Here is a 23,846-nt window from a genome sequence, read left to right on the forward strand (position 1 = left end):
ATAGGACCGTAGTGGTCAGTAAATAGGACTATTAAGGTTAGCGAATGCCAAATTTTAGTTATAAAGGCCGGGATATCCAAGGCAATGCCGTTTCGGGAGATCAAGAAGCGCAAAATCAAGATGTGCTTGTTGAATCATTAATGCGTAAAGGGATCACGCCTACGTCAATTAATATATCGACAGGCAGCCGAGATATTGATTTTAGCCAACTGTTTACACGGAAAGTCCCGCTGGAAGAGCTGGTTATTTTCGCGCGTCAGATGTATTCCTTAACCCGCGCTGGTATTCCTATGATCCGTGCGATTAAAGGGTTATCTGAATCGAGTTCTCACGTTAAATTGAAAGACGTACTCAATGATGTCGTGACGCGTTTAAATAACGGGACAACATTGTCGGCTGCGATGAATGCGCATCCACACGTATTTGCGTCTATTTTTGTGTCGATTGTCCGTGTCGGTGAAAATACCGGTCGCCTGGATGATTCATTTTTACAAATTTCTAATTATCTTGAATTAGAAATGGATACACGACGTCGTATTAGTAGTGCAATCCGTTATCCGATGTTTGTATTAATTTCGATTGTATCAGCGCTAGTGGTCTTAAATATTTTTGTGATCCCCACGTTTGCCAATATGTTTAGTAAATTTGGCGTCGAATTGCCGTGGGCGACACGTGCCTTACTGGCATCTTCTGCTTTCTTTGTGAATTATTGGCACTTATTAATCGTGGGTGTGATCGGCAGTATTTTTGCCTTCAAATATTATATTAAAACCGACAAAGGTAAATTGAAGTGGGGCTTGTTCTATATCCGCATCCCGATTGTGGGGCCTGTTATCGAAAAAACCCTGCTATCACGTTTTGCGCGCAGTTTTTCGTTAATGCTTAAAGGTGGTGTGCCACTGAACAATAGTCTTTCACTGGTGGCATCAACGGTTGATAACGCATGGATGGAAGTACGTATCTTGTCTATGCGCTCAGGTATTGAAGAAGGTAAGAGTTTAACTATCACGGCGATTGAAAGCGGCATGTTTACCCCATTGATCTTACAAATGATTTCGGTTGGTGATGAAACAGGCCAAGTGGATGACTTGTTATTAGAAGCCGCGCAGTTTTACGAACGTGAAGTAGATTATGAACTGCAATCGCTAACCGCTAAGATTGAACCAATCTTGATTGGTATTGTTGCCATCATGGTATTGGTTTTAGCTCTGGGTATTTTTGTTCCTATGTGGGACATGATGGGCGTTGTACAAGGTTAACTTGCGGCTCTTATTCAGAGGTGTTTCTATAGGCTTTTTTATGCCCAACGATGACATTAAATATTACCATGCTTAGTCGAACTATTACGATTTCGCCACATTAACTTAAATAAAACTAGTGAAAATATTATTTTTTTGGCATAGTATCAAAAAATATACAGCTTCGTACATTAATGTAAATTATATGGACGTGTTGTCATGTTTATGTCTATGTAATTTATCAGCAAAATGAACAGGAGTTCAAATATGAAAAAACAAAATGGTTTTACATTAATCGAATTAGTGATCGTAATTATTGTACTAGGTATCTTAGCGGCGACAGCTGTGCCTAAATTTCTTAACCTGCAAGATGATGCAAAAGTATCTGCAATGAAAGGCGTAGAGTCTGCACTACACAGCGCTGCTAACATCGTTTATTCTAAAGCGGCTATTGATGGTGTTGAAGGTAAAGACACAGGGAGCATTAATGATGCTGGTACGACTATTCAGACTATTTACGGTTATCCTAAAGCATCAACTGACGGTATCACTGCATCTATTGAAGTGAGCGGTTTCTCATCAAAAACACCTACGACGCAAGATCCTCAAGGTGATACTATTACTTTTTGGAATGGTACTGCATCAACATCAACAGATACTTGTGTTAGTTATGTAGAAGCTACAGCAACAGCACGTTATAAAGTTGTTAGTGAACTTTGTGGTGCTAACACGATCAAATTATAAACTACGTCTTAAAGTAAGGAAAAGGCTTACTTCAGTAAGCCTTTTTTATTTCCAACAACCTCTTGATTAATACCTGTTATTAATGCAAACCTCTTGATTTTATAATACTATCAATACTCAGTATGGGAAGGGATCTAATACTTAGCATCCACAGTCATTAAGCCATGAGGTGCTATAGCATATGTATAAGAAGTCGGGCTTTACCCTCATTGAACTCGTTATTATTATTATCCTTACAGGTATTCTAGCCGCTATTGCCGTTCCTAAATTTAACGGTAACGATGGTTTTGAAACACAAACGTATCGTGACCAGCTACAGCAATTACTCAAAACCGTGCAACAACAAGCGATGAGCTGTGGCGCGGAGTGCCGACGTGACCGTACAACCAATCCTTACGCTTGTAACCGTGTTGTTATTACCGCTAGTCGTTTTGGTATTCCAACGAATTGTGGTTCTGCATTACCAACTTCATTTTCAGCACCACATTTGGGCATGAACACAGCTGAGGCGAATAGTACTAAAGTCGGTTTCAGCGTTACGAATACCGCAGATACTGGCATTATTGAGTTTGATGAATTCGGTATTGCCAATGGTTGTAGTACCCGTAATCGCGGTTGTAATATCTCGATTATTGGCGAGCAAACGTTATCACTGCGTATCGAAGCACAAGGTTTTATTCATGAAAACTAATTCAATGCCAAGACCACCTAAAACGCGACATCAACGCGGTTTCACCTTGATTGAAATTGTGGTCGGTATGGTGGTGTTAGCCATCTCGTTAGTGATTGTCACAGGTATCTTCTTGCCGCAAGCCAACAATACCGTCACGTCTATGTATCAAATTAAAGCAACGGCGTTAGGCAAGCGCATCATGGATCAAGTATTGCTCCGTTATTATGATGAGAATATCGTGAGCTCTGCTGGCTTTATTCGTTGTGATGAGGTAAAGCTTTGTAGTACTGACCTAGGCACTGAAGGCAGTGAGGTTCGCTCGACACCGAACAATTTTAATGATGTTGATGATTATAATATCTATTGTGGCGATCGTCCTAATTATGATCCAAGTGCAGCATTGGCTTATTTTACGAGTGAGTATCCTGGTTACGGTTTGCAAATTTGCGTGTCGTTCGCGGCAGATAAATTTGATCCGAATCTCACTTCGGGGGGGATTTACGTAGCGAAAAGAATCCGAGTGACCATATTTATGCCTAATGATGAATCTATCGAATTAACATCATTCAAAGGGAACTACTGATGGCTAGGTTTAAATTACCACAAGGCAGTCATGCAGGATTCACCTTAATAGAATTAACCATGGTGATCCTTTTATTGGGTATTATCGGTATGTTCAGTAGCCGCTTTATCAGTTCTAATGTTGTATTATATCAAACATCGATTAATCAGAATGAACGTTTAAACGATGCGCGATTTATCTTCAACCGATTGGATAAAGAGCTTAACTCTGCTGTTGCGTTTAGTTTAAGAATTAATACTACAGGTAATTATTCCTGCATCGACTTTGTGCCTTTTACCGCCGCAGGGCTGTATATTGGTAACGTTAGCGGACTGTCTAAGATGTCATTAATCATGGACCGTCGAACGAGGGAACGTAAAAATAATGAAAATAACTTTAGAGGTCAATATGTCAGTGTATTGACCACCAATGCTGATGATTTTTATTCATTGCCCTCGAGTACGGTTGCGGAAATAACAAATTATGTCCCCGTGCCTAGTGCTAACCCAACCCAAGCAACTTTAACGTTTGGCAGTAATTTAAGCAGAGATTCTGCTGTTTCACGGTATTTCATTGCCGAGAACAAAGTACAATATTGCTTACTCGCCATTGGTGATTCAATGCGTTTGTTCCGAAATCAAGCGCCATTATCAGCACAAAATTTCACCTTAGACAATCGAGTCTTGATGGCTGATGATCTGAGTGTTGATAGTTCGATGAACTTAACATCGGCCAGTCAATTTAGTCATGCAATTTTAAATCTTAATTTTGGTTTTAAATTGCGCGACGACAGTGTACTTCGATTCGATCATCAATTGGTGATAAGCAATGTTCCATAATGATATACCCTACAAAACAGTGACGTTAACACTATGCAGATAAGTATCAAGCAACAACAAGGTAGTATGCTCGTTATCGCCTTATTTATTATTGTGGTTATGTCTTTATTAGCCGCAACCTTAAGTCGTGTCCTGAGCTCAACCGCTGATAGTGTCGCGGACGAAGTGTATAGCGCTAAAGCTTATTATGCGGCTGAAAGTGCAATGGATTATGGTATCTATCAAATATTGATAAATAAGCAATCATGTGCGGACTTTCCTGCTTTAACATCTATTTCAGGTGCGACAAATTTACAGTTTGATATCAGTAATGAAGTTGGATTGGAAAACTGCAGTGTTACGATTAAGTGCCAAAGAATTCCAGTTAATAACAGCAGTTTGTTTTATCTCATTTCCACTGGTACTTGTGATGGTGGAAAAATTATTGCTGAGCATAATATTGAAGCGGAAGTGAAGATATGATTTTAAATTATGTGTTTCAGATTACTAAATTACTTAGCAGACATTTAACGTCTTTACTGTGTGTATTTTTATTATTTACTGGTACTGTTTTTTCGGTTGAAGCTAAACAGAATAAAGGAGAAATTTTACTGCAGGGTGAAATTGCCATTGGTGATAATAACTTTAGTCGTATAGTGCCTACTTATATGCTGAGAGCGGATGGTAATGATTATTATAATGACGCACTGTTCAACCCAACACCTGTTAACCCGATTCATTTTAATTTAACTGAAGATATCCTTTTAGAGAAAATTAAACTTGAGGATATTGATAATACGTCAGGTCGATTATATTTTGTCATTTGGGATAGTCGTGGCAATGTTGTGGTTAACACTCGTTCTCACGTAGATAAAAACGGTAAGGAGCATGCTGATAATGGCCACGCTCATTTTGTGTCGCCAGTATCTTTAACTAAAGGTGACTATCGAATTGCTATTGCAGGTCAGTGTTTTAATGGGCAAACTCCGATTGGCTGGTATAACGACTGTCGAAGTTATGGCTATAATTATGATGATTTTGAATTTGAAGATATTAAGTTAGAAACAGTCTCAAAAGACAGTAAAACTGAAAGCTTTGCATTTATTCAACGCCGTCATATCGGTGATAACGATGAGTATCCACGTGATGGATATGCGGGGCGTTGGTATCCAGATAAAGATGAAGGCGGTAATGTTAAATATGAATTCAAACCGCTTCGTGATGGTTCGGTAGATTCTATTATAATTTATAATTACCGTGATTTAGTTCGTTACGACAATAATGTCCACTTAACGCTAAAAAATAAGAATACTGGGGGGATTATTTCTCAACGTTATTTACGTAGTGGGACGACAACTGGTGATTATATTTGGAGTATCAGACGAAAGGTTAAAAGTAAGAATACTTATGAGCTTAAAATTGATGTCAGTCGATTCGGTGATGATGACGATATGTCTTGGGATGATATTGTCGTTAAGTTTGAAGCAGATACACCACCTCCCACTATTGACCACTACAAATTAACCTATAGTGATCGCGCATTAACCTGTGAACCTGCAGTTGTTAGCGTTCAAGCCTGTACCAATAATTTCCAATCAGGTAGTGCCTGTGTTGAATCGACGCGTTCGACAAGTGTCACCTTGGTCGGTAATGCAAAGCTTGGATCTGGCTCTATATCGGAATCCAGCGGCCTTTTTATAGGCTCGACAGATATTAACTTAGGCTACTTAGATTCTGGTGACTTAACTCTGTCATTGACTGGTATCGGTAATAAATCTTATAAGTGTAATGGTACGAGTAACTGCGATATTAACTTTGCTGATACCGGTTTTTTCTTTAGCTATGATAATGCTGATGGCAGTGACGATATTGCCAATCAAGTGGCGGGTGTTAACTTTTCTAAACCAATTAAACTGGATGCTTTTTATAATAAAAATGGCCAATGTAAGAACATTTTCAAAAATAATGAAATAATCCCGGTTAAGCTGGGTGTTCAATGCCAAGAGCCAAATACTTGCTCACCTTTAAACTTCGTCACTAATTCGGTGAGTCTCGGTAAAAATAACAGAAATGAAGAGAACCATTACAGCGCGGTTAATTTAATATTTAGTAACAATGCCGCCCTGATTAATAGTGCGCAGTATCAAGATGCCGGTAAAATAAATTTAATAGCCAGCTATACGATCAATGATAATCGTAATGATTTGGATGGTTTAACAATCAAAGGGCAAAGCAATCAGTTTGCAGTGAGACCCTATAAATTTAAAATTAAAGCCACGCGTCATAATGGTGATATAAGAACAGAACTGACGGAGCAGGATAACAATGTATTAAAGCATGTACATAAAGCAGGTGAAATTTTTACATTTAAGATCCAATCGCTGAATGCAGACGGTAACATTACGTCTAATTATGTCCCTAATTCAAATGATAACTTACGTATAAAGTTAACCCGTTCTATGCCTAAAGCAGACTTGTTTGAAGGAAAATTTAGTTATGCAAAAAATAAGACGCTATTAACTTCGACCTCGGCAACGTGGGTTGGAATGCCTGGCTTACCAATCTTTGATAAAGGGGTCTATCGCTTTGCTGACTCGACTTATAGTGAAGTAGGTGCAATTCAGATAAATGTGAAAGACTCAGATTACTATGGCATGAGGTTTTCTGTTGATGATAATCTTTCGGTAAATTCTAATGGTACTGAGATAGGCCGTTTTATTCCATCGCATTTTACCTTGGTATCATCAAGTGTTGAAAACTATATAGATATAGTGAGTTATAACTCAAGCCGTTATGATTATGTTTATCCTAAAAGTAGTACAGCTTATTTAGCTGGAACGAAAGTGCTATCCAAAGATGGCAATATTTATCAATGTAGACCGGAATGGGACCATTCACAATGGTGTCAGGTAATCAACCCTCTATACGAGCCGGGTATCGGCAGTGATTGGACTGATGCTTGGGTTTTCTTCGCGTCTATGAGTGTTGGTATAACTTACATGGATCAACCTGAGCTATTATTTGATTATCAACTCGAAGCACAAAATAGTCTGGGTGCAGTGACAAAAAACTACAATGGCGATGATAAAGCGAAGGTTATTTTTATTGCAAACTCGGATGGCTTAGATTTATCTCATCGTCTAAAGGATTATGGCGGGGCTTGGGTCAATGGTGCTTATATACCTGGTGATATGCCGGATTATGGTTATTTTTCTCGAGATTCAGCTGGACCTGATGGACCTATGATGAATACTCTTTTTGGTATCAGCATTACTGATAAAGATGGTGTTGTTCTCAATGATTTAGATATTCCAGCGGCGCAAGCAACGGCACGCCAGTTATCTCCACAAGCGACTGAACTACGCTATGGCCGTTGGACGGTTGCTGATGGATACGGACCAATGTCGAATGATTTTGCCACAACCATGCAACTTGAATATTTCGATGGCGCAAACTTCATTAAGAATAATGATGATTCTATAACGGACTTCGATTTCGTAGATGCGATGCTAACGAATATTTCTTTAGGCGGAGTGCCACCTGCAGCTGAACATTTACCAGCGCTTTCAGGAAAAGGAAATTTTATCAACGGTATAACGCAAGGGCTAATCATTGCAGCGCCGAATCTAAATGGTGAGGTTAAACTTGATTATACCGTTGATGATTGGTTTAAATATAACTGGGAAGATGGTCATGTTGGTTTTGATCAATCACCCTCTGCGAACATCGTATTTGGCTTTTTCTATGGTAATGATCGAGTTATTTACCGAAGAAGGTTAAATTAATGGTTTGTCGGTCATAAAGTCTGATAAACTTGCCTCATTCATTGCGCATTGGTAAAGTTAACCGATCCTGCAACATTTTACTTTTAGGAATGCCCATAGCCATGTTTAAGAAGTTAAGAGGCGTATTCTCTAGCGATTTATCAATCGACTTGGGAACAGCAAACACCCTTATTTATGTTAAAGGTCAAGGTATTGTCCTTGACGAGCCTTCAGTTGTTGCGATCCGCCAAGAGCGCGGTGCAAATAAGAGTGTTGCCGCAGTTGGTACAGCTGCAAAGCAGATGCTAGGTCGTACACCTGGTAATATTGCCGCTATTCGTCCAATGAAAGACGGAGTAATAGCAGACTTTTTCGTGACAGAAAAAATGCTACAACACTTTATTAAACAAGTGCATGATAATAACTTTTTCCGTCCTAGCCCGCGTGTTCTTGTGTGTGTACCTTGTGGTTCAACGCAAGTAGAACGTCGTGCTATCCGTGAATCTGCACAAGGTGCCGGCGCACGTGAAGTATTTTTAATCGACGAGCCAATGGCGGCGGCGATTGGTGCTGGTTTACCTGTTTCTGAAGCAACTGGTTCTATGGTTGTTGATATAGGTGGCGGTACTACCGAAGTGGCAATCATTTCACTAAATGGTGTTGTTTATTCTTCATCAGTACGTATTGGTGGTGACAAACTGGATGAAGCAATCATCAGTTATGTGCGTCGCAACTATGGTAGCTTAATTGGTGAAGCTACTGCTGAACGTATTAAGAAAGAAATTGGTTCTGCATACCCACTCGACGAAGTTGTTGAAATTGAAGTGCGTGGTCGTAACCTTGCAGAAGGTGTACCACGTAGTTTCATCCTAAACAGCACTGAAATTCTAGAAGCATTACAAGAACCATTATCGGGTGTTGTGAGTGCTGTAATGACAGCGTTAGAACAGTCTCCACCAGAGTTAGCTTCGGATATTGCCGAACGTGGCATGGTGCTAACGGGTGGCGGCGCGTTAATCCGTGGCCTTGACCGTTTATTACTTGAAGAAACTGGTATTCCTGTTGTTATCGCTGAAGATCCACTAACCTGTGTGGCTCGTGGCGGCGGTACAGCATTAGAAATGATTGATATGCACGGTGGTGATCTTTTCAATTACGATTAAGCTCCTGATTCAATAATCCTATAGGGTGGCGGGCGCGCCATCCTTTGAGAACTCCACTTAATGAAACCTATTTTTGCTACCTCAACATCGTTACAACTGCGTTTATTCTTTGCGGTTATCGCTTCTTTCTCATTAATTATTTTTGATTCTAAATTTGATTCATTTTCAAATGTTCGTGTCTATTTAAATACCGCGGTATCACCACTCATCTATGCGGCCGATATACCCAGTGAAATGCTGAAAGGTGTATCCAATACCGTTGTTACTCGCCGAGATTTAAAGAAACAAGTTCAAGAGCAGCGAGAAAAACTATTTATTCAACAAGTTCAGTTGCTTGAATTTAAACATTTGAAAGAAGAAAATAAACGCCTGCGTGCTTTACTTAACTCCCCTGTTCATGCCGATCAGCGTAAATTAGTGGCTGAAATTATCACCGTTAATTCCGATCCTTTTTCCTTGCAAGTGGTGATTAACAAGGGAGCGATAGACGGTATTTATATTGGTCAACCGATATTAAACGAACAAGGTGTTGTTGGCCAAATTGTCGATGTATCTGCGACATACAGCCGTGTATTGTTGATTACTGATATTACTCATGGCATTCCGGTTCGAGTACAGCGTAATGACATTCGTGCGATTGCCAATGGCAGTGGTGAATTAAACAGTCTTACGTTACCTTATGTTCCGCATAGTACCGATATTCAAGTTGGTGATGTGCTAGTCACCTCTGGCCTTGGTGGCGTATTCCCTGAAGGTTATCCCGTTGCTACAATTACCGATTTTACTTATCAAATGGGCCAACCTTATGCGCAAGTTGAAGCAAAACCGATTGTGGCATTAGAGCGGATCCGCTATGTATTACTTATTTGGGATGATGAAGAAAATACGGCTGACAATAGCACTGAAAATAATAATGTTGAATCGACGACAAACGCTGACAAGGAAGGGACATTATGACATATGCTAACGGTCGTTTTAAAATAATTCTAACCTTAATCATCGCGTTATTACTCACGGTATTACCTGTACCTGAGCCTTTAAATAACTTCCGTCCTGATTGGCTGTTTTTGGTATTGGGTTATTGGTGTATGGCTCTGCCGTATCGCGTCAATATTGGTTATGCTTGGATCACGGGATTAGTGCTCGACCTGTTATTAGGTGCGCCGCTCGGCATTCATTCTTTAGCGCTGTCGATTGTCATCTATATTATTGTGATGAATCATCGTTTGATCCGTAATTTATCATTGTGGCAACAAGCATTAGTTGTGGGTTTTTTAGCAGGCTTAAACAAGCTGGTCGTATTTTGGGCTGAAAAATTACTTTTTGATATAACAATAACACCGATGTACTTATGGTCAATCCTAACCACAATGTTAATATGGCCATGGATATTCTTGATTTTACGTAAAATTCGCCGTCAGTTTGCTATTAGTTAATGGGCATAAGATAGCTTAATCGTGCAGAAGATAATAAGATGAAACAGATAAATATGTACTTAGCATCACAGTCGCCGCGTCGCCGCGAATTACTGACGCAAATTGGTGTCGAATTTTCGGTGTTAGCCGTTGAGGTTGAGGAGCAGCAACAATCGGGTGAACTTGCTGCTGATTATGTTGCTCGATTAGCACGCGATAAAGCCCAAGCCGGTACTGTGGTTCTAGAAAATGCTAACGCCGAGCAGGGATACTCTCACGCAACTGCTGAATATGTAGTGTTAGGTGCCGATACCATCGTGGTATATGCCGGACAAGTGTTAGAAAAACCAGTTGATGAAGCAGATTCGAAACGTATGTTGAGTTTATTATCAGGTCATGAACATGAAGTGATGACCGCCGTTGCACTTGCCGATACCAGCCGTTTCTGGGTTGAAGTTGTGACTACTCAGGTACAGTTTCGAGAAATATCAGCCACTGAAATGCATGATTACTGGTGCACCGGTGAACCCACTGATAAAGCGGGTAGTTATGCGATCCAAGGTATTGCTGGTAAATTTGTTAGCCATATGAGCGGCAGCTATAGTGCTGTTGTCGGCTTACCATTAATGCAGACAGAGCAGTTAATTCAAGCCTTTAAGGCAGAACAGAATAAGTAATGAAGGGCTAAATAATATGGGTCTAACGACAGAGTTATTAGTAAATGTTACCCCGAGCGAAACGCGTGTTGCCTTGATTGAAAATGGCATATTACAAGAAATACATGTAGAACGTGAAGCGAAACGTGGCATCGTGGGAAATATCTATAAAGGTAAAGTGAGTCGGGTATTACCGGGCATGCAAGCAGCATTTGTTGATATTGGTCTTGATAAGGCGGCATTTTTACATGCGTCAGATATTGTCCCGCATACAGAGTGTGTTGCTGCGGGTGAAAAAAAGCATTTTAAAGTCGCAGATATTTCTCAGCTTGTGCGTCAAGGCCAGGATATCACAGTACAAGTGGTGAAAGATCCGATGGGTACTAAAGGTGCGCGTCTCACCACCGATATTACGTTACCCTCTCGCTATTTAGTTTTTATGCCGGGCAGTTCTCATGTGGGAGTCTCACAACGTATTGATTGTGAAGAAGAGCGCGGTCGCTTAAAACGTGTTACCGAAGCCCAGGTTGATGAATTGGGTGGTTATATCATTCGTACGGCAGCAGATGGCGTACGTGATAAAGAAATCGAACAAGACATTGCTTACTTAAAACGTTTATGGACCAAAGTGCTACAGCGTCAGAGAAGTAATCCAACTGCGAGTATGTTGTATCAAGATCCGTCATTAGCATTCCGTATTATACGTGATTTTGTTGGTTCGCCATTGGATAAGATTCGTGTCGATTCTCGTCTTGCTTATACTGAGTTATGTGAATTCACGGAATCCTATGTACCTGAGTTAGTCAGCGCGTTAGAGCTCTATACGGGTGAACGCCCTATTTTTGAAATGTACGATGTTGAAAATGAATCGCAACGTGCTTTAGAGCGAAAAGTAACTTTAAAGTCAGGTGGTTATTTAATTATTGATCAGACGGAAGCGATGACGACGATTGATATTAATACCGGTGCTTTTGTCGGACATCGTAATCTTGAAGATACTATTTTTAATACCAATGTGGAATCAACCCAAGCGATTGCCCGACAACTGAGATTACGTAATCTGGGTGGCATTATCATTATCGATTTTATTGATATGCAAAGTTCTGAGCATCGCCGTCGGGTGATGGAATGTTTAGAGGCCGCATTAAGTCATGATCGCGCCAAAACTAATACTCATGATTTCTCGGCGTTAGGGTTAGTCGAAATGACCCGTAAACGTACCCGCGAATCATTAGAACACGTGTTATGTTCGGATTGTCCAACGTGTGATGGCCGTGGTTCGGTGAAAACAGTTGAAACGGTATGTTATGAGATCTTCCGTGAAGTAACCCGTGTTAATCGTGCTTATGATGCGGATCAGTTTAGCGTTTATGCCTCTGTCGCCGTTGCTGAGTACATTGAAAAAGAAGAGTCACACAGTATTGCTGAATTGGAATTGTTTATGGGTAAACAGGTCAAGATCAAACCTGAACCACTATATTTGCAAGAACAATTTGATGTGGTAATGATGTAGCGTGACTGCGAAACGCAATTGGCTAAGAAGGTGTGGTAAAGCATGCCTCTATACTTTCGCCTGCTTAGCTGTTTTTTCTGCTGTCTCAATTAGCCTGTTACGGGCGAGTCTCCCCTACCTGAATCAATATCATGATCGGGTGATTGATTGGTTGGTGGCAGATCAATCGGTAAATATTGAAGTCGAAAGTATTGATGCGGGCTGGTATAAATTTGGCCCGGTATTAATTATTAATACCTTAGACGTCAAGTTTGATGAGTCATTGCCGTATGACTTTGACGTTGAGCGTATCAAGATCAGCATTGATTTTTGGAACAGCTTATTAGAGCGGAAATTACTACTCAATAATTTAATTTTAGATGGCGTCCAGATCAAGCTTCCGGTCTCTCCCTTCGAACGCTCAGCGGAACAAGAAACTAAGCTTAGCACCCCCGAATTAACCCGCTTACTGGATGTTTTTTTTCGTCAACTCAAAAACTTCGAATTAACCAACAGTAACTTACGAATATTAACGCCTGCGGGTGAAGAAAAAGTTATTCATATCCGTGAATTTGCTTGGTTAAATCAAGGTCGTCGTCACCGTGGTGAAGGTTGGGCATACATTAATGATGATGTTGCCGATAATAATTTACGCATTATGGTCGATGTGACGAGTGCCAAAAACGATTTAACCAATGTTAGTGGTCAAGTGTATATTCAGGCTGATAACATGAGTTTGTCACATTGGTTTGAAAAAGTATTGTTTAAACGCGAGGGCTTAAAACAAGGCGTATTAAGCTTTGAAAGTTGGATTGATATTGTTAATAACAAACCGACATCGGCGTTATTACAATTACAGCCTTCAACCTTCACTTGGCAAAATGAAACGCGACAACAAAGTTTGAATATCTGGGGAGGTTATTTACAATGGGAATTAACCGATTCTGGTTGGCAATTAGATAGTCATGACCTGGCGTTGGTTACCAATGGTATTGTGTGGCCGCAACTTGATATACAAGTGAGGCTACAACAGGGCGAGATATTTGCCGCTGTAAATCAATTTGAACTGTCTAAGTTAGCGCCGATTGTGGCATTGTCTCGTCATGTTGATGAAGCCTTGTTTAAAGATCTTAAAACACTATATCCACATGGTTTAGTCCATGATATTAAGGTTAAAGTACCACTGCAAGACTGGACTCAACTAAGTTATCAATTGAAGGTTGATGGTCTACAGCTACAAAGTTGGCAGGGGTTTCCTAGTATTGAGAATCTCGATGTTGCACTAACGGGTAGTTTAGAGACTGGCAAGGTCAGCATTGATATGAATGATGCGGTATTAGATCTTAATCAGTACCTAGAGCATCCTATTCGGGTGAATCAATTTTCGACAGACTTTATCTGGCGTCGTTACAGTAATACAGAGGTTGTTGATAACAAGCATGGCAGTGGTATTGAGATCATCGCCGATAAAGTTACCCTTGATACGCCAGAGCTTGTCCTCGACAGTCAATTTCTATTAGATATCCCCACTAACGCTAATGCTTTTTTAAGCCTTGCTGGCGATCTTAAATTACGTGATGCCAGTAAAGCATTTTATTACTATCCAAACGAATATATGGGTGAAGCATTAATTGATTATCTTCGTGGTGCATTAAAACAAGGTTATGCCGATAGTGGCCAATTATTGTGGTTTGGTGAATTTGCTAATTATCCTTATCGCAATGGCGATGGGATATTTCAAGCTAAGCTGAATGTCGTTGATGCTGTGTTTGCTTTTGATCCGCAATGGCCAAGCGTAACCGACTTAGAGCTTGAGTTATTATTTAAAAACGATGATTTATTTATGTCATCCCGAAAAGGTAATTTTGATCACGTCGCTATCTCTCGTGTGGACTTGCAATTGCCTCGTTTAGGGGATGTGAAAGCTCTTGGTATTCAAGCGCAATTTAAGACGACGGGCGCGCAAGCCAAATCCCTTATTGATTCCAGTCCGTTACCTGAAGTGACTCATGCGTTAAACAGTCTCCAAGTTTCAGGTGATATTAATGGGAAAATAGATATTGTTATTCCATTTACCGACGATGATCAGGTGGTGGTAAAAGGGGACATAGACTTAGTTAATGACCGTATGTATTTGCCTGCGCTTGATTTGACCTTGACTGATGTTAACGGCAGTTTCACATTTGATGATGATGGTTTGTTATCGACACCGTTAACGGCAAAATTACTCGGCGAACCACTTGATGTTCGCTTTCGTAGTGGGCAGAACAATGCTCATTATCAGGTAAATGTTGAACTTGCTGGTCAGTGGCAAAGTCGTCATATTATGACTCAGTTAATGCCACAATATCAGCAATATGTCTCTGGTGGTGTTGACTGGAAAGGCTCATTAAACATGGTATTTCCTGAACAAGGGTTTAACTATGAATTTGATGTGCAGAGTGACTTAAAAAACCTAACGCTCGATTTACCTATGCCATTAACAAAAAGAGCAACTCAGGATTGGCCAACTGATATTTCTGTGGTTGGTAATGATAAACAAGCGAATATTCAATTAACCGCCAGTGATGTGATGTATTTTTCTGGACAGGTTAATTATGCGAAGGAACAGCTAGAACTTATTCAGTCATTAGTGCAGATTGGTAATGCTGATGAACTGCTGATAAGTGATTCGGCCAATGCTATTGTTGTTAATGTTGATGAGCTTGATATCGCCGAGTGGCTATTATGGTATGGCGGTTTACCTGACAGTGAATTTGATGTGAGTAGTGCGGTAGAGCCTTTATCCTCAATTAAGGTCGCGGTAGCAAATACGACTTACTATCAACAGCCCTTGAACGATTTAACGATAACTGCGAAAAAAGGTTATCGTAACTGGGGTATTGAGTTTAAAGCGAGTGAGTTTAATGGTTCGGTTGTTATTCCGGATATCGGTAATATAAATATCGACTTTGATTATCTTTATTTGCCTGATCTGGTACTACCGTCAGATGTAACTAATGATGCCGATGTAACACAAGAAGCCAAATCAACAGCACTCGTCTGGCAAGATGTCCCCGGTTTCAACTTCAATTGTGGTGCCTGTATTCTGGGTAAAATTAATTTAGGGAGTACGTCTGCAGAAGTGATTAAAAGTACGTCGGGCTTAACACTTAAAGCACTTGATATTGATATGGAACATTCAACTGTCGCTATGACTGGCCGTTGGTTCACTGATAAACAAGGTAGTCAGTCGACCCAATTACAGGGTGACTTAAAAACAAAGAGTGTTGAAGAGTTTATGACTGGCTTAGGATTAATTAGCCCGTTAGCGAAAACGCCTGCCGATGTGGATTTTAGTCTTGCTTGGCAAGATAACCCTTTTAATATTGATGGCGACTCGTTAAGTGGTAACGCCACGATAAAAACGGAAGCAGGGCGGATCTCTAATGTCAGTGATAAAGGTACACGTTTTTTAAGTGTGTTAAGTTTACAGTCATTAGTGAAACGACTCAGTTTAGATTTTAGTGACGTATATAATGATGGCCTTCCGTATTCATCTATGGAAGCGTCACTGCAGATTGCTGATGGTGCGATTAATAATCGCGATTTTTTGCTGAATTCAAGCAGCGGTAAGATTACCGGTAGCGGCTACCTTGATTTAGTAACTCGCACCATTAATTATAATTTAAGCTTCTTTCCAGATGTGACGTCGAGTTTACCGGTATTGACTGCGTTTGCGGTAACGCCAACAACAGCATTGGCTGTATTTGCCTTATCGAAGATTTTAGAGCCTGTGCTTGACGTGATCACTGAGCTTAAATTCAATGTCAGCGGCGATTTTGACAATCCAGTATTTACGGAAGTAAAACGGAATAAAAAACAGATTGCAGTACCCGATAAATTAATCAACGCTGCAGAGTCAGAAACCACAAGGAATAAGTGATGCAATTAGTGGCGATTCAAATGACCTCTGGAGCTGATATTGCAGCAAACTTAGCGTATGTAGCCTCGCAACTTAGGCTGATTAATATTGGTGTTGAACCAACCTTAATATTATTGCCAGAGAATTTTGCATTATTTTCTAATCGTGATGATTATTTCGCTCATGCAGAGCCCTTAGGCCAAGGACCTGTACAACAGCAACTTGCAGACTGGGCTAAGCAATATCAATGTTGGCTGGTGGCGGGTTCTTTTCCTATTCTTAGTCATAGTAACGAGCGTATTTATACCACCAGTTTAGCATTTGACCCGAATGGGGAATTGGTGCAACATTACAACAAGATTCACTTGTTTGATGCCCATGTGCCTGCTGTATTAACCGCCGCGAGTGATAATCAAGAGAAGGCTGTCATAAACGTTCAAGCGTATAAAGAGTCGGATAGTTTCATACCTGGCGACAGCGTCGCCACCTTTAATGTTGGTGATATTAAGTTTGGTATGGCTATCTGTTATGACTTACGCTTCCCTGAGCTATTTCGGGTACTCAGTGCTGCCAAGGTCGATGTGTTATTATTGCCAGCCGCATTCACTTATGCGACAGGTAAAGCGCACTGGTTACCTCTGTTACAAGCCCGAGCGATAGAAAATCAATGTTATGTGTTGGCGGCGAATCAGGTCGGTGACCATGGCCAAAATCGCCATACTTGGGGACATTCTGTTATCTTAGACCCTTGGGGTGAACTACTGGCACAACAAGCCTTTGCGTGTGGCATTAGCAGTGCAACATTAGACAAACAAAAGTTAGTACAAGTACGTACTGATATACCTATTTTACAACATGCGCGCTTTACGGCGAGCTTGAAAAATAAAGAGTAACAACTCCGATGATATTTGAACAAGTCGAAAATTCAATTTTACTGCCAGCCGATTTAAATATCGATAAGCTGCAGAGTACACTGTCATTATTGATGGGCAACCAGCTTGATTATGGTGATCTTTATTTCCAAGCTTGCAAACATGAATCTTGGGGTTTAGAAGACGGTATCGTCAAAGAAGGGTCGTTTAATATCGAGAGGGGTGTTGGTGTACGTGCAGTATCTGGTGAAAAAACTGGTTTTGCTTATTCCGATGACATCAATCTACAAGCATTAATCCAGTCTGCGAAAGCGGCACGAGGTATTGCTGCTAGCGGTGGTGAAGGTAGAGTTAAAGCATGGAGTAAACCTCAAGGCAGTGAAATATATCAGCCATTAGATCCATTAGCGAGTATGGATAAGCAACGTAAAATTGCCTTGTTACATGAAGTGGATGTGTACGCACGCTCACTCGATTCACATGTTACACAAGTAAGTGTGAGCTTGTCGGCAGTATACGAAGAGATCTTGGTGGCTGCAACTGATGGCACTCTTGCGGCAGATATTCGACCATTAGTACGCATGAACTGTTCTGTGTTGATTGAGAAAAATGGCAAACGTGAACGTGGTGGCGCGGGTGGCGGTGGCCGTTATGGTTTTGATTATTTCTTAGATGATGTGGATGGTGTGCAACGTGCATTCAGCTATGCCAAAGATGCAGTGCGTCAAGCATTAGTTAATATTGATGCGATTGATGCCCCTGCTGGTGCAATGCCTGTTGTTCTTGGTGCGGGTTGGCCGGGTGTATTACTACACGAAGCCGTAGGTCATGGTCTAGAAGGTGATTTTAACCGTAAAGGTACATCTGCTTATGCGGGTAAAATTGGTGAGAAAGTAGCATCTTCACTGTGCACAATTGTTGATAATGGCACGCTAGCTAATCGCCGTGGTTCATTGAACATCGATGACGAAGGTACTGTGACACAAAATACCATGTTGATTGAAAATGGTATTTTGAAAGGTTACATGCAAGATAAGCTTAACGCGCGTTTGATGGGTGTGGAGTCTACGGGTAACGGCCGTCGTGAATCATTCGCACATTTACCTATGCCGCGTATGACTAATACGTATATGTTACCTGGTGAGAGTACACCAGAAGAGATCATTAGTACGGTTGAGAAGGGCATTTATGCGCCTAACTTTGGTGGTGGTCAAGTTGATATTACCTCGGGTAAATTTGTATTCTCCGCATCTGAAGCGTATTTAATTGAGAACGGTAAAATCACCACGCCAATTAAAGGGGCAACCTTGATCGGTAATGGTCATGAAGCAATGCAGCACATCTCAATGGTCGGTAACGACCTAGCATTAGATAAGGGTGTGGGTATTTGTGGTAAAGAAGGCCAGAGTGTTCCTGTGGGAGTCGGTCAGCCTACACTGAAACTAGATAGTATGACGGTGGGTGGCACTGGTAGCTAATTTGCTATTTGTGGTATGCAGTTGATTAAAATAAAGCCCTAGCAAGTGTATAAATGACTTGTTAGGGCTTTATTGTTTGTACCGGTTAAACATTAATACTGCCGAAATAGCTAATTAATATTATATACCCGCAATATCACGTAGGTGTTTAAAGATTTCTTTGCTTGGTTTAGCTGCTTTCAGCGGCTTTTCCGCTTTAAGTTCTTTATTCACTTGGCGAATCAGTTGACGTAATTTTTGACGATCAGCGTTTGGATATTTTTCCATTAATGCTGTGATTGCAGCATCACCACCGGCAATTAACTCATCACGTACTATCTCTAGTTTTGTTAATTCAACGGTTGCTTGGTTGTGTTTATTCGTGATTTTATCGTATGCCATTTGGATCGGCTCGAGGCCATCGCTACGCATAATTTTGCACATGTACGATAGATGTCTGCTGTAAGCATCTGTACGTACTGCGATTTTTCTTGCTGTCACAATCGCAGCAAGTAAGTGTTCAGAGAAACCCATCTTGGCAATTTCTGCTTTACTTAGTAAAGAGATCGCGCCAGCGAGTTTAAGCGTCTCGGCAATTTCAATTTTGTTTTCTGCACGACTTTGATATAGCTCGTCGTCTTCAGCACGTCGGTAAGACTTTTCGCTGGTAATATTCCGTTCTTTTACGCTCATAATATTCTTTTTCAAAACGATTGATATGTTAATTGTATCAGTTTATTGCTAATTGCGCAGTTGCTGCAGGAATTTTTATCGCAACATGGTATGCTTAATCCAGTATAACTTATTGAAACGAGCCCATGAACTTAAAACAGCAAATTACATTAGAACAAAATAAATTGGAATTAGCCGTTACTCAAGCACTCGATATCGCGAAAAAGGCAGGCGCGACAGATGCTGAAGTAGCTATTTCACGACAAACGGGTTTGTCTGTGAGTACACGCATGGGCGAAGTTGAAAATGTTGAATTCAACCATGACGGCGCATTAGGTATCTGTGTATACCGCGGTCAACGTAAAGGGAATGCATCAACCTCTGATTTAAGTGAAGCGGCAATTCAAAGCACCGTTGCTGCGGCGTTAGATATCGCGTTACATACTGCAGAAGATGAATTTGCTGGTCTTGCTGATCGTGATCTGATGGCGTTTGAACCAGAAGACCTAGATTTATGTCATCCAATTGAAATTGAACCTGAGTATGCTATTGAACAAGCTTGTCTCACCGAGCGCTTAGCCTTGGCGCAAGATTCTCGTATCGTTAATAGTGAAGGTGCATTTACCAGCCATAGCAGCATTAAAGTTTATGGGAACAGTCATGGTCTCGTGAATGGCTATGCAAGTACCCGTCATAGCATGAGTTCGGTATTGATTGCAGAGCAAGACGGCGCAATGGAACGTGATTACGGCTATTCAATGGCGCGTGACGCAAGTAAATTGTGGACACCAGAGCAAGTTGCTATCGAAGCGGTTAATCGTACTGTAGACCGTTTAGGAGCGCGTAAAATCGATACCTGTAATGTACCGGTTATTTTTCATCATGATGTTGCAAGTAGCTTAATGGGTCAGCTGGTAATGGGTATTAGTGGTGGTAGCTTATACCGTAAGTCATCATTCTTATTAGATAAGTTAGGCGAACAAATTTTCCCTGACTGGTTAAACATCCAAGAACGTCCGCATATTAAAGGTGGTTTAGCCTCATCTATGTATGATGCTGAAGGTGTGCGAACTAAAGATTTAAATGTTGTAGAACAAGGCATTTTAAAGAGCTACCTATTAACCAGCTACAGCGGTCGTAAATTGGGTATGCAAACAACTGGCCATGCTGGTGGTATCCATAACTGGAATGTCACAGGTAAAGGCGAAACATTAGGTCAATTGTGTCGTCAAATGGGCACTGGTTTATTGGTGACTGAACTCATGGGGCAGGGTGTGAATATTGTAACGGGTGATTATAGCCGTGGCGCCTCAGGTTTCTGGGTTGAGAATGGTGAGCTGCAGTATCCAGTACACGAGATCACGATCGCAGGTAATTTAACGGATATGTTCAAAAATATTGTTGCAGTCGGTAACGATATTGATGTTCGTAGCAGTATTCTAATGGGCTCTACACTATTAGAATCAATGCAGATTGCAGGTAACTAATATCCCTCTAGGTTTAAGTGAAAAAGCCTGTGTTATGATGACACAGGCTTTTTACGTTATAGGCTATTAACTTTACTTTCTGAACTCTGCTTTCGTTAAAAAGGTTAACCGTAGACGAGTGTTGCCATGCCTAAGAAGGCAAATAGACCGACGACATCGGTAACGGTAGTGAGTGCCATGCCGCCAGCTAAGGCAGGATCGATATTGTATTTCTTCATTGCCAGTGGAATGACCACGCCAGCAAGCCCGCCCATCGCCATGTTGATAAACATGGCGCCACCAATGATCAGCCCCAGAGATGGATCGCCTTTCCATAATGATACTATGATTGCAATAGATATTGCCCAGATAGCCCCGTTCAGTGCGCCAACCATGGCTTCTTTACCAATTAACCAACGGCTATTGTCGTCATTAATATGACCAACTGCCATGCCACGAATAACCAATGCGAGGGTTTGATTACCGGCAATACCGCCCATGCTTGGCACAATGGTCATTAAAATAGCAAGTGTAGCGAGTTGTTCTAAGGTCGCTTCAAACATGTTAGATACGGATGCAGCAGTCAGCGCGGCAATTAAATTAACCCCAAGCCAGAGTGTTCGACGTTTGGTACTTTGTATTACTGGCGCGAAGGTATCTTCATCGTCATCCATACCGGCCATACCCATCATGTCATGCTCGGCATTTTCACGAATAATATCAACCACGTCATCGATGGTAATACGTCCGAGCAGTTTACCTGAGTCATCAAGTACTGGTGCAGAGATCCAGTCATGACGTTCAAACAGCTTGGCAACCTCTGAGGTATCCATATGGGCAGGTAAGGTTTCTGCTTCGCGATCCATAATGGTGCTAATCACACTGTTTGGATCTGTTGTTAATAACATGGCTAAGGGCACATCGCCAATTAAGCGATCATCTGTATCAACCACGTATAAAGTATCTGTAGCATCGGGTAATTCACCGCGTAAACGGATATAACGTAAGATCACATCGACAGTCACATCTGGTCTTAAAGTAATGGTATCTGTGTCCATGATACTGCCAGCAGTGTCTTCTGGATACGCCATCGCTGTTTCTAAACGCTGACGATCTTGGGTATCCATTTGGGTGATAACTTCTTGATAGATACTGTCTGGTAGGCTACGGAGAATATTGGCTAAATCATCAGTATCGAGCCCTTCTGTCGCAGCGACAAGGGACTCCGTATCCATCAGTTTAAGAATACTGGTCTTGGCATCTTCATTAAGTTCGTCAAGGATTTCACCTTGCATTTCAGAGTCGGTCAAACGCCACAGTACTTTACGGCCTGCTGGTGGCGATGATTCCAGTAATAACGCAATATCACAAGGGGGCGTTTGGTAGAGCATTCGTTTAACGTGAATGAACATACCACTATCAAGTGCTTCGTTCACTTCGCTTAAACGTAGGTGTGTGCAGTCATGCTCCATCTTTTCTGGCATATGTCGTCCCCATTCTTATTATTCTTCTTCTGCAAGACCTTGCTTGCAGGTGCTGCGTAATTCTAGCTTAATCTGTATTTATAATCAGCATTAACAATAAAGTAAAATAATTAACTGTATAGATCGTTAACGCCATTGCAAATGAGTACCTAGATAATTTTATGTTTATTTTTTTCTAAGGTTTGATGGCGAGTTTGCACTACACGACTTTGTAGTTTAAAGCTCTTTGCTAATTGTTCAGCAATGAATACCGAGCGATGTTGGCCGCCTGTACAACCGATAGCAACGGTGACATAACTGCGGTTATTTTTTTCTAACATTGGCAACCAAGTCGTGAGTAAGTTTTCAATCTGTTGTGAAAAGCTCATGACATCAGGCTGTTGGCTCAGGTATTTAATGACGGGTTCATCAAGACCTGTGTAAGGTTTTAATTCTGGGATCCAATGGGGATTTGGTAGAAAACGGACATCAAATACATAATCGGCATCCATAGGTAGACCATGTTTAAAACCAAATGATTGAAATACTAAGACAAGTTGGTTGTTTTTTTTTCCTAAAATACGTTCTTTAATCTGTTCACTGAGTTCATGAATATTGAGTTCAGTAGTATCGATTTTTAAATCAGCAAGTAACGCTAAAGGGCTTAATCGTTTTTTTTCTATTTCAATCGCTTGTGATAGAGATAGCTCATCTTTTGTTAATGGATGAAGGCGTCTGGTTTCACTATAACGCTTGATAAGGACTGACTGGTTAGTATCAAGAAATAAACTAGTCAGATCGGTGCTCGTTCTTAACTCTGTAATTATGTCGTTTAATTCTTTTTTTTCTGTCGGTAAGTTACGGACATCAATACTCACTGCCACTTTTTCGGTTTGGTCATTTAAGGCTTTTAGCAGTTGTGGTAGTAATTTTACTGGTAGGTTATCTACGCAATAGTAGCCTAGATCTTCAAGCACGCGTAATGCAATTGATTTACCAGATCCTGACTGGCCGCTGACTATTATTAATTTCATCTTTTATCCTCACAGCGATATAAAATAATGGGTTCATTATCCCGCAATTGATTTGGATATGATATGTTTTAATTATGTCAGAAGCATTAATACCTAAAGGAAAAAGTGGTTTTCCTTTAGGTTATCTGTGGCGAGATTAAAATTAATGACGAATCAACTTCTCTTTATGCTTAATCACTTGGCGATCGAGCTTATCCAGTAAGCCATCAATTGCGGCATACATGTCATTGTGTTCATGCACGGCAAAGATCTCCCCCCCATTTAAATGTATTTTTGCTTCTGCAATTTGAAGTAATTTTTCGACATTTAAAATCACATGGATATTGTTTATATGATCAAAATGCCGTTCTAATTTGGAAAACTTGCTATCAACATAATCTTTCAGTGAGTCTGTAATGTTTACATGTCTACCGGTTAAATTAATTTGCATATATGTCTCCCCTATGAAGGTTG

Annotated in this window: 20 protein-coding genes; 16 read left to right on the forward strand and 4 right to left on the reverse strand. The window is 40.8% G+C overall.

All coding sequences use genetic code 11. The features are described from left to right. The first annotated feature begins 44 nt into the window (after positions 1-44). The 15 genes from HWV01_RS01025 to tldD all read left to right on the forward strand — a co-directional run bounded on the left by HWV01_RS01025 (position 45) and on the right by tldD (position 18,779). Positions 45-1,259, forward strand: a complete 1,215-nt coding sequence (locus HWV01_RS01025; RefSeq protein ID WP_211673680.1) for a type II secretion system F family protein — start codon at positions 45-47, stop codon at positions 1,257-1,259. A 246-nt stretch (positions 1,260-1,505) separates the two neighbouring features. Beyond that, positions 1,506-1,982: a type II secretion system protein gene (locus HWV01_RS22440; RefSeq protein ID WP_211673681.1), complete on the forward strand. Its 477-nt coding sequence runs from the start codon at positions 1,506-1,508 to the stop codon at positions 1,980-1,982. A 181-nt stretch (positions 1,983-2,163) separates the two neighbouring features. Further along, positions 2,164-2,673 carry a prepilin-type N-terminal cleavage/methylation domain-containing protein gene (locus tag HWV01_RS01035; RefSeq protein ID WP_211673682.1) on the forward strand — a complete coding sequence of 170 codons (510 nt, stop codon included), beginning with the start codon at positions 2,164-2,166 and terminating at the stop codon, positions 2,671-2,673. Beyond that, positions 2,663-3,238, forward strand: coding sequence for a type II secretion system protein (locus HWV01_RS01040; protein WP_249185408.1), 576 nt, complete (start codon positions 2,663-2,665; stop codon positions 3,236-3,238). Before HWV01_RS01035 ends, HWV01_RS01040 begins: the two co-directional genes overlap by 11 nt. Next, a complete protein-coding gene (locus HWV01_RS01045; RefSeq protein WP_211673683.1) occupies positions 3,238-4,056 on the forward strand; it encodes a type II secretion system protein J in 819 nt (272 codons plus the stop codon). Before HWV01_RS01040 ends, HWV01_RS01045 begins: the two co-directional genes overlap by 1 nt. 33 nt (positions 4,057-4,089) lie before the next feature. Next, positions 4,090-4,518: a PilX N-terminal domain-containing pilus assembly protein gene (locus HWV01_RS01050; protein ID WP_249185409.1), complete on the forward strand. Its 429-nt coding sequence runs from the start codon at positions 4,090-4,092 to the stop codon at positions 4,516-4,518. Continuing rightward, on the forward strand, positions 4,515-7,820 hold the full coding sequence (locus HWV01_RS01055) for a DUF6701 domain-containing protein (RefSeq protein ID WP_211673684.1): 3,306 nt from the start codon (positions 4,515-4,517) through the stop codon (positions 7,818-7,820). The genes HWV01_RS01050 and HWV01_RS01055 overlap by 4 nt, the downstream gene beginning before the upstream one ends. Before the next feature lie 101 nt (positions 7,821-7,921). Continuing rightward, the gene (locus HWV01_RS01060) at positions 7,922-8,962 is read left to right on the forward strand and encodes a rod shape-determining protein (protein ID WP_211673685.1); all 1,041 of its coding nucleotides are present in this window, start codon (positions 7,922-7,924) and stop codon (positions 8,960-8,962) included. Between the two features lie 60 nt (positions 8,963-9,022). Further along, complete coding sequence (gene mreC, locus HWV01_RS01065; protein WP_211673686.1) at positions 9,023-9,919, forward strand: rod shape-determining protein MreC; 897 nt, start codon at positions 9,023-9,025, stop codon at positions 9,917-9,919. Next, the gene (mreD, locus tag HWV01_RS01070; protein ID WP_211673687.1) at positions 9,916-10,398 is read left to right on the forward strand and encodes a rod shape-determining protein MreD; all 483 of its coding nucleotides are present in this window, start codon (positions 9,916-9,918) and stop codon (positions 10,396-10,398) included. Before mreC ends, mreD begins: the two co-directional genes overlap by 4 nt. 38 nt (positions 10,399-10,436) lie before the next feature. Further along, on the forward strand, positions 10,437-11,054 hold the full coding sequence (locus HWV01_RS01075; RefSeq protein WP_211673688.1) for a nucleoside triphosphate pyrophosphatase: 618 nt from the start codon (positions 10,437-10,439) through the stop codon (positions 11,052-11,054). Positions 11,055-11,070: 16 nt separating this feature from the next. Then, positions 11,071-12,546 carry a ribonuclease G gene (rng, locus tag HWV01_RS01080; protein WP_211673689.1) on the forward strand — a complete coding sequence of 492 codons (1,476 nt, stop codon included), beginning with the start codon at positions 11,071-11,073 and terminating at the stop codon, positions 12,544-12,546. Position 12,547: 1 nt separating this feature from the next. Further along, positions 12,548-16,450: a YhdP family protein gene (locus HWV01_RS01085; RefSeq protein WP_211673690.1), complete on the forward strand. Its 3,903-nt coding sequence runs from the start codon at positions 12,548-12,550 to the stop codon at positions 16,448-16,450. Continuing rightward, positions 16,450-17,322, forward strand: a complete 873-nt coding sequence (locus HWV01_RS01090) for a carbon-nitrogen hydrolase family protein (protein ID WP_211675596.1) — start codon at positions 16,450-16,452, stop codon at positions 17,320-17,322. Before HWV01_RS01085 ends, HWV01_RS01090 begins: the two co-directional genes overlap by 1 nt. An 8-nt stretch (positions 17,323-17,330) precedes the next feature. Beyond that, positions 17,331-18,779: a metalloprotease TldD gene (gene tldD, locus HWV01_RS01095; RefSeq protein WP_211673691.1), complete on the forward strand. Its 1,449-nt coding sequence runs from the start codon at positions 17,331-17,333 to the stop codon at positions 18,777-18,779. Between the two features lie 120 nt (positions 18,780-18,899). Here tldD and yjgA read toward each other — a convergent pair whose 3' ends face one another. Beyond that, positions 18,900-19,451: a ribosome biogenesis factor YjgA gene (gene yjgA / locus HWV01_RS01100; RefSeq protein WP_211673692.1), complete on the reverse strand. Its 552-nt coding sequence runs from the start codon at positions 19,449-19,451 to the stop codon at positions 18,900-18,902. A 125-nt stretch (positions 19,452-19,576) separates the two neighbouring features. Between yjgA and pmbA the strand changes: the two genes are divergently transcribed. Continuing rightward, positions 19,577-20,917 carry a metalloprotease PmbA gene (gene pmbA, locus HWV01_RS01105; RefSeq protein WP_211673693.1) on the forward strand — a complete coding sequence of 447 codons (1,341 nt, stop codon included), beginning with the start codon at positions 19,577-19,579 and terminating at the stop codon, positions 20,915-20,917. A gap of 104 nt (positions 20,918-21,021) precedes the next feature. On the opposite strand, the gene mgtE is transcribed toward pmbA, so the two are convergent. The 3 genes from mgtE to hpf form a co-directional block, all read right to left on the reverse strand. Beyond that, positions 21,022-22,380, reverse strand: coding sequence for a magnesium transporter (gene mgtE, locus HWV01_RS01110; RefSeq protein WP_211673694.1), 1,359 nt, complete (start codon positions 22,378-22,380; stop codon positions 21,022-21,024). A 149-nt stretch (positions 22,381-22,529) separates the two neighbouring features. After that, complete coding sequence (gene rapZ, locus HWV01_RS01115) at positions 22,530-23,393, reverse strand: RNase adapter RapZ (RefSeq protein ID WP_211673695.1); 864 nt, start codon at positions 23,391-23,393, stop codon at positions 22,530-22,532. A 142-nt stretch (positions 23,394-23,535) separates the two neighbouring features. Then, the gene (hpf, locus tag HWV01_RS01120) at positions 23,536-23,823 is read right to left on the reverse strand and encodes a ribosome hibernation promoting factor (RefSeq protein WP_067045899.1); all 288 of its coding nucleotides are present in this window, start codon (positions 23,821-23,823) and stop codon (positions 23,536-23,538) included. Between the last annotated feature and the right edge of the window lie 23 nt (positions 23,824-23,846).

The organism is Moritella sp. 5, from assembly GCF_018219455.1.
GTDB lineage: Bacteria > Pseudomonadota > Gammaproteobacteria > Enterobacterales > Moritellaceae > Moritella.

Bases quoted from the DNA above. Each gene is read 5' to 3' on its own strand.
- rng (WP_211673689.1), top strand. From the start codon at position 11,071: ATGGGTCTAACGACAGAGTTATTAGTAAATGTTACCCCGAGCGAAACG.
- HWV01_RS22440 (WP_211673681.1), top strand. From the start codon at position 1,506: ATGAAAAAACAAAATGGTTTTACATTAATCGAATTAGTGATCGTAATT.
- pmbA (WP_211673693.1), top strand. From the start codon at position 19,577: ATGAACTTAAAACAGCAAATTACATTAGAACAAAATAAATTGGAATTA.
- HWV01_RS01060 (WP_211673685.1), top strand. From the start codon at position 7,922: ATGTTTAAGAAGTTAAGAGGCGTATTCTCTAGCGATTTATCAATCGAC.
- HWV01_RS01050 (WP_249185409.1), top strand. From the start codon at position 4,090: ATGCAGATAAGTATCAAGCAACAACAAGGTAGTATGCTCGTTATCGCC.
- HWV01_RS01075 (WP_211673688.1), top strand. From the start codon at position 10,437: ATGAAACAGATAAATATGTACTTAGCATCACAGTCGCCGCGTCGCCGC.
- mreD (WP_211673687.1), top strand. From the start codon at position 9,916: ATGACATATGCTAACGGTCGTTTTAAAATAATTCTAACCTTAATCATC.
- HWV01_RS01035 (WP_211673682.1), top strand. From the start codon at position 2,164: ATGTATAAGAAGTCGGGCTTTACCCTCATTGAACTCGTTATTATTATT.
- HWV01_RS01025 (WP_211673680.1), top strand. From the start codon at position 45: ATGCCAAATTTTAGTTATAAAGGCCGGGATATCCAAGGCAATGCCGTT.
- HWV01_RS01040 (WP_249185408.1), top strand. From the start codon at position 2,663: ATGAAAACTAATTCAATGCCAAGACCACCTAAAACGCGACATCAACGC.
- mreC (WP_211673686.1), top strand. From the start codon at position 9,023: ATGAAACCTATTTTTGCTACCTCAACATCGTTACAACTGCGTTTATTC.
- tldD (WP_211673691.1), top strand. From the start codon at position 17,331: ATGATATTTGAACAAGTCGAAAATTCAATTTTACTGCCAGCCGATTTA.
- mgtE (WP_211673694.1), bottom strand. From the start codon at position 22,380: ATGCCAGAAAAGATGGAGCATGACTGCACACACCTACGTTTAAGCGAA.
- rapZ (WP_211673695.1), bottom strand. From the start codon at position 23,393: ATGAAATTAATAATAGTCAGCGGCCAGTCAGGATCTGGTAAATCAATT.
- HWV01_RS01055 (WP_211673684.1), top strand. From the start codon at position 4,515: ATGATTTTAAATTATGTGTTTCAGATTACTAAATTACTTAGCAGACAT.
- yjgA (WP_211673692.1), bottom strand. From the start codon at position 19,451: ATGAGCGTAAAAGAACGGAATATTACCAGCGAAAAGTCTTACCGACGT.
- HWV01_RS01090 (WP_211675596.1), top strand. From the start codon at position 16,450: ATGCAATTAGTGGCGATTCAAATGACCTCTGGAGCTGATATTGCAGCA.
- hpf (WP_067045899.1), bottom strand. From the start codon at position 23,823: ATGCAAATTAATTTAACCGGTAGACATGTAAACATTACAGACTCACTG.
- HWV01_RS01045 (WP_211673683.1), top strand. From the start codon at position 3,238: ATGGCTAGGTTTAAATTACCACAAGGCAGTCATGCAGGATTCACCTTA.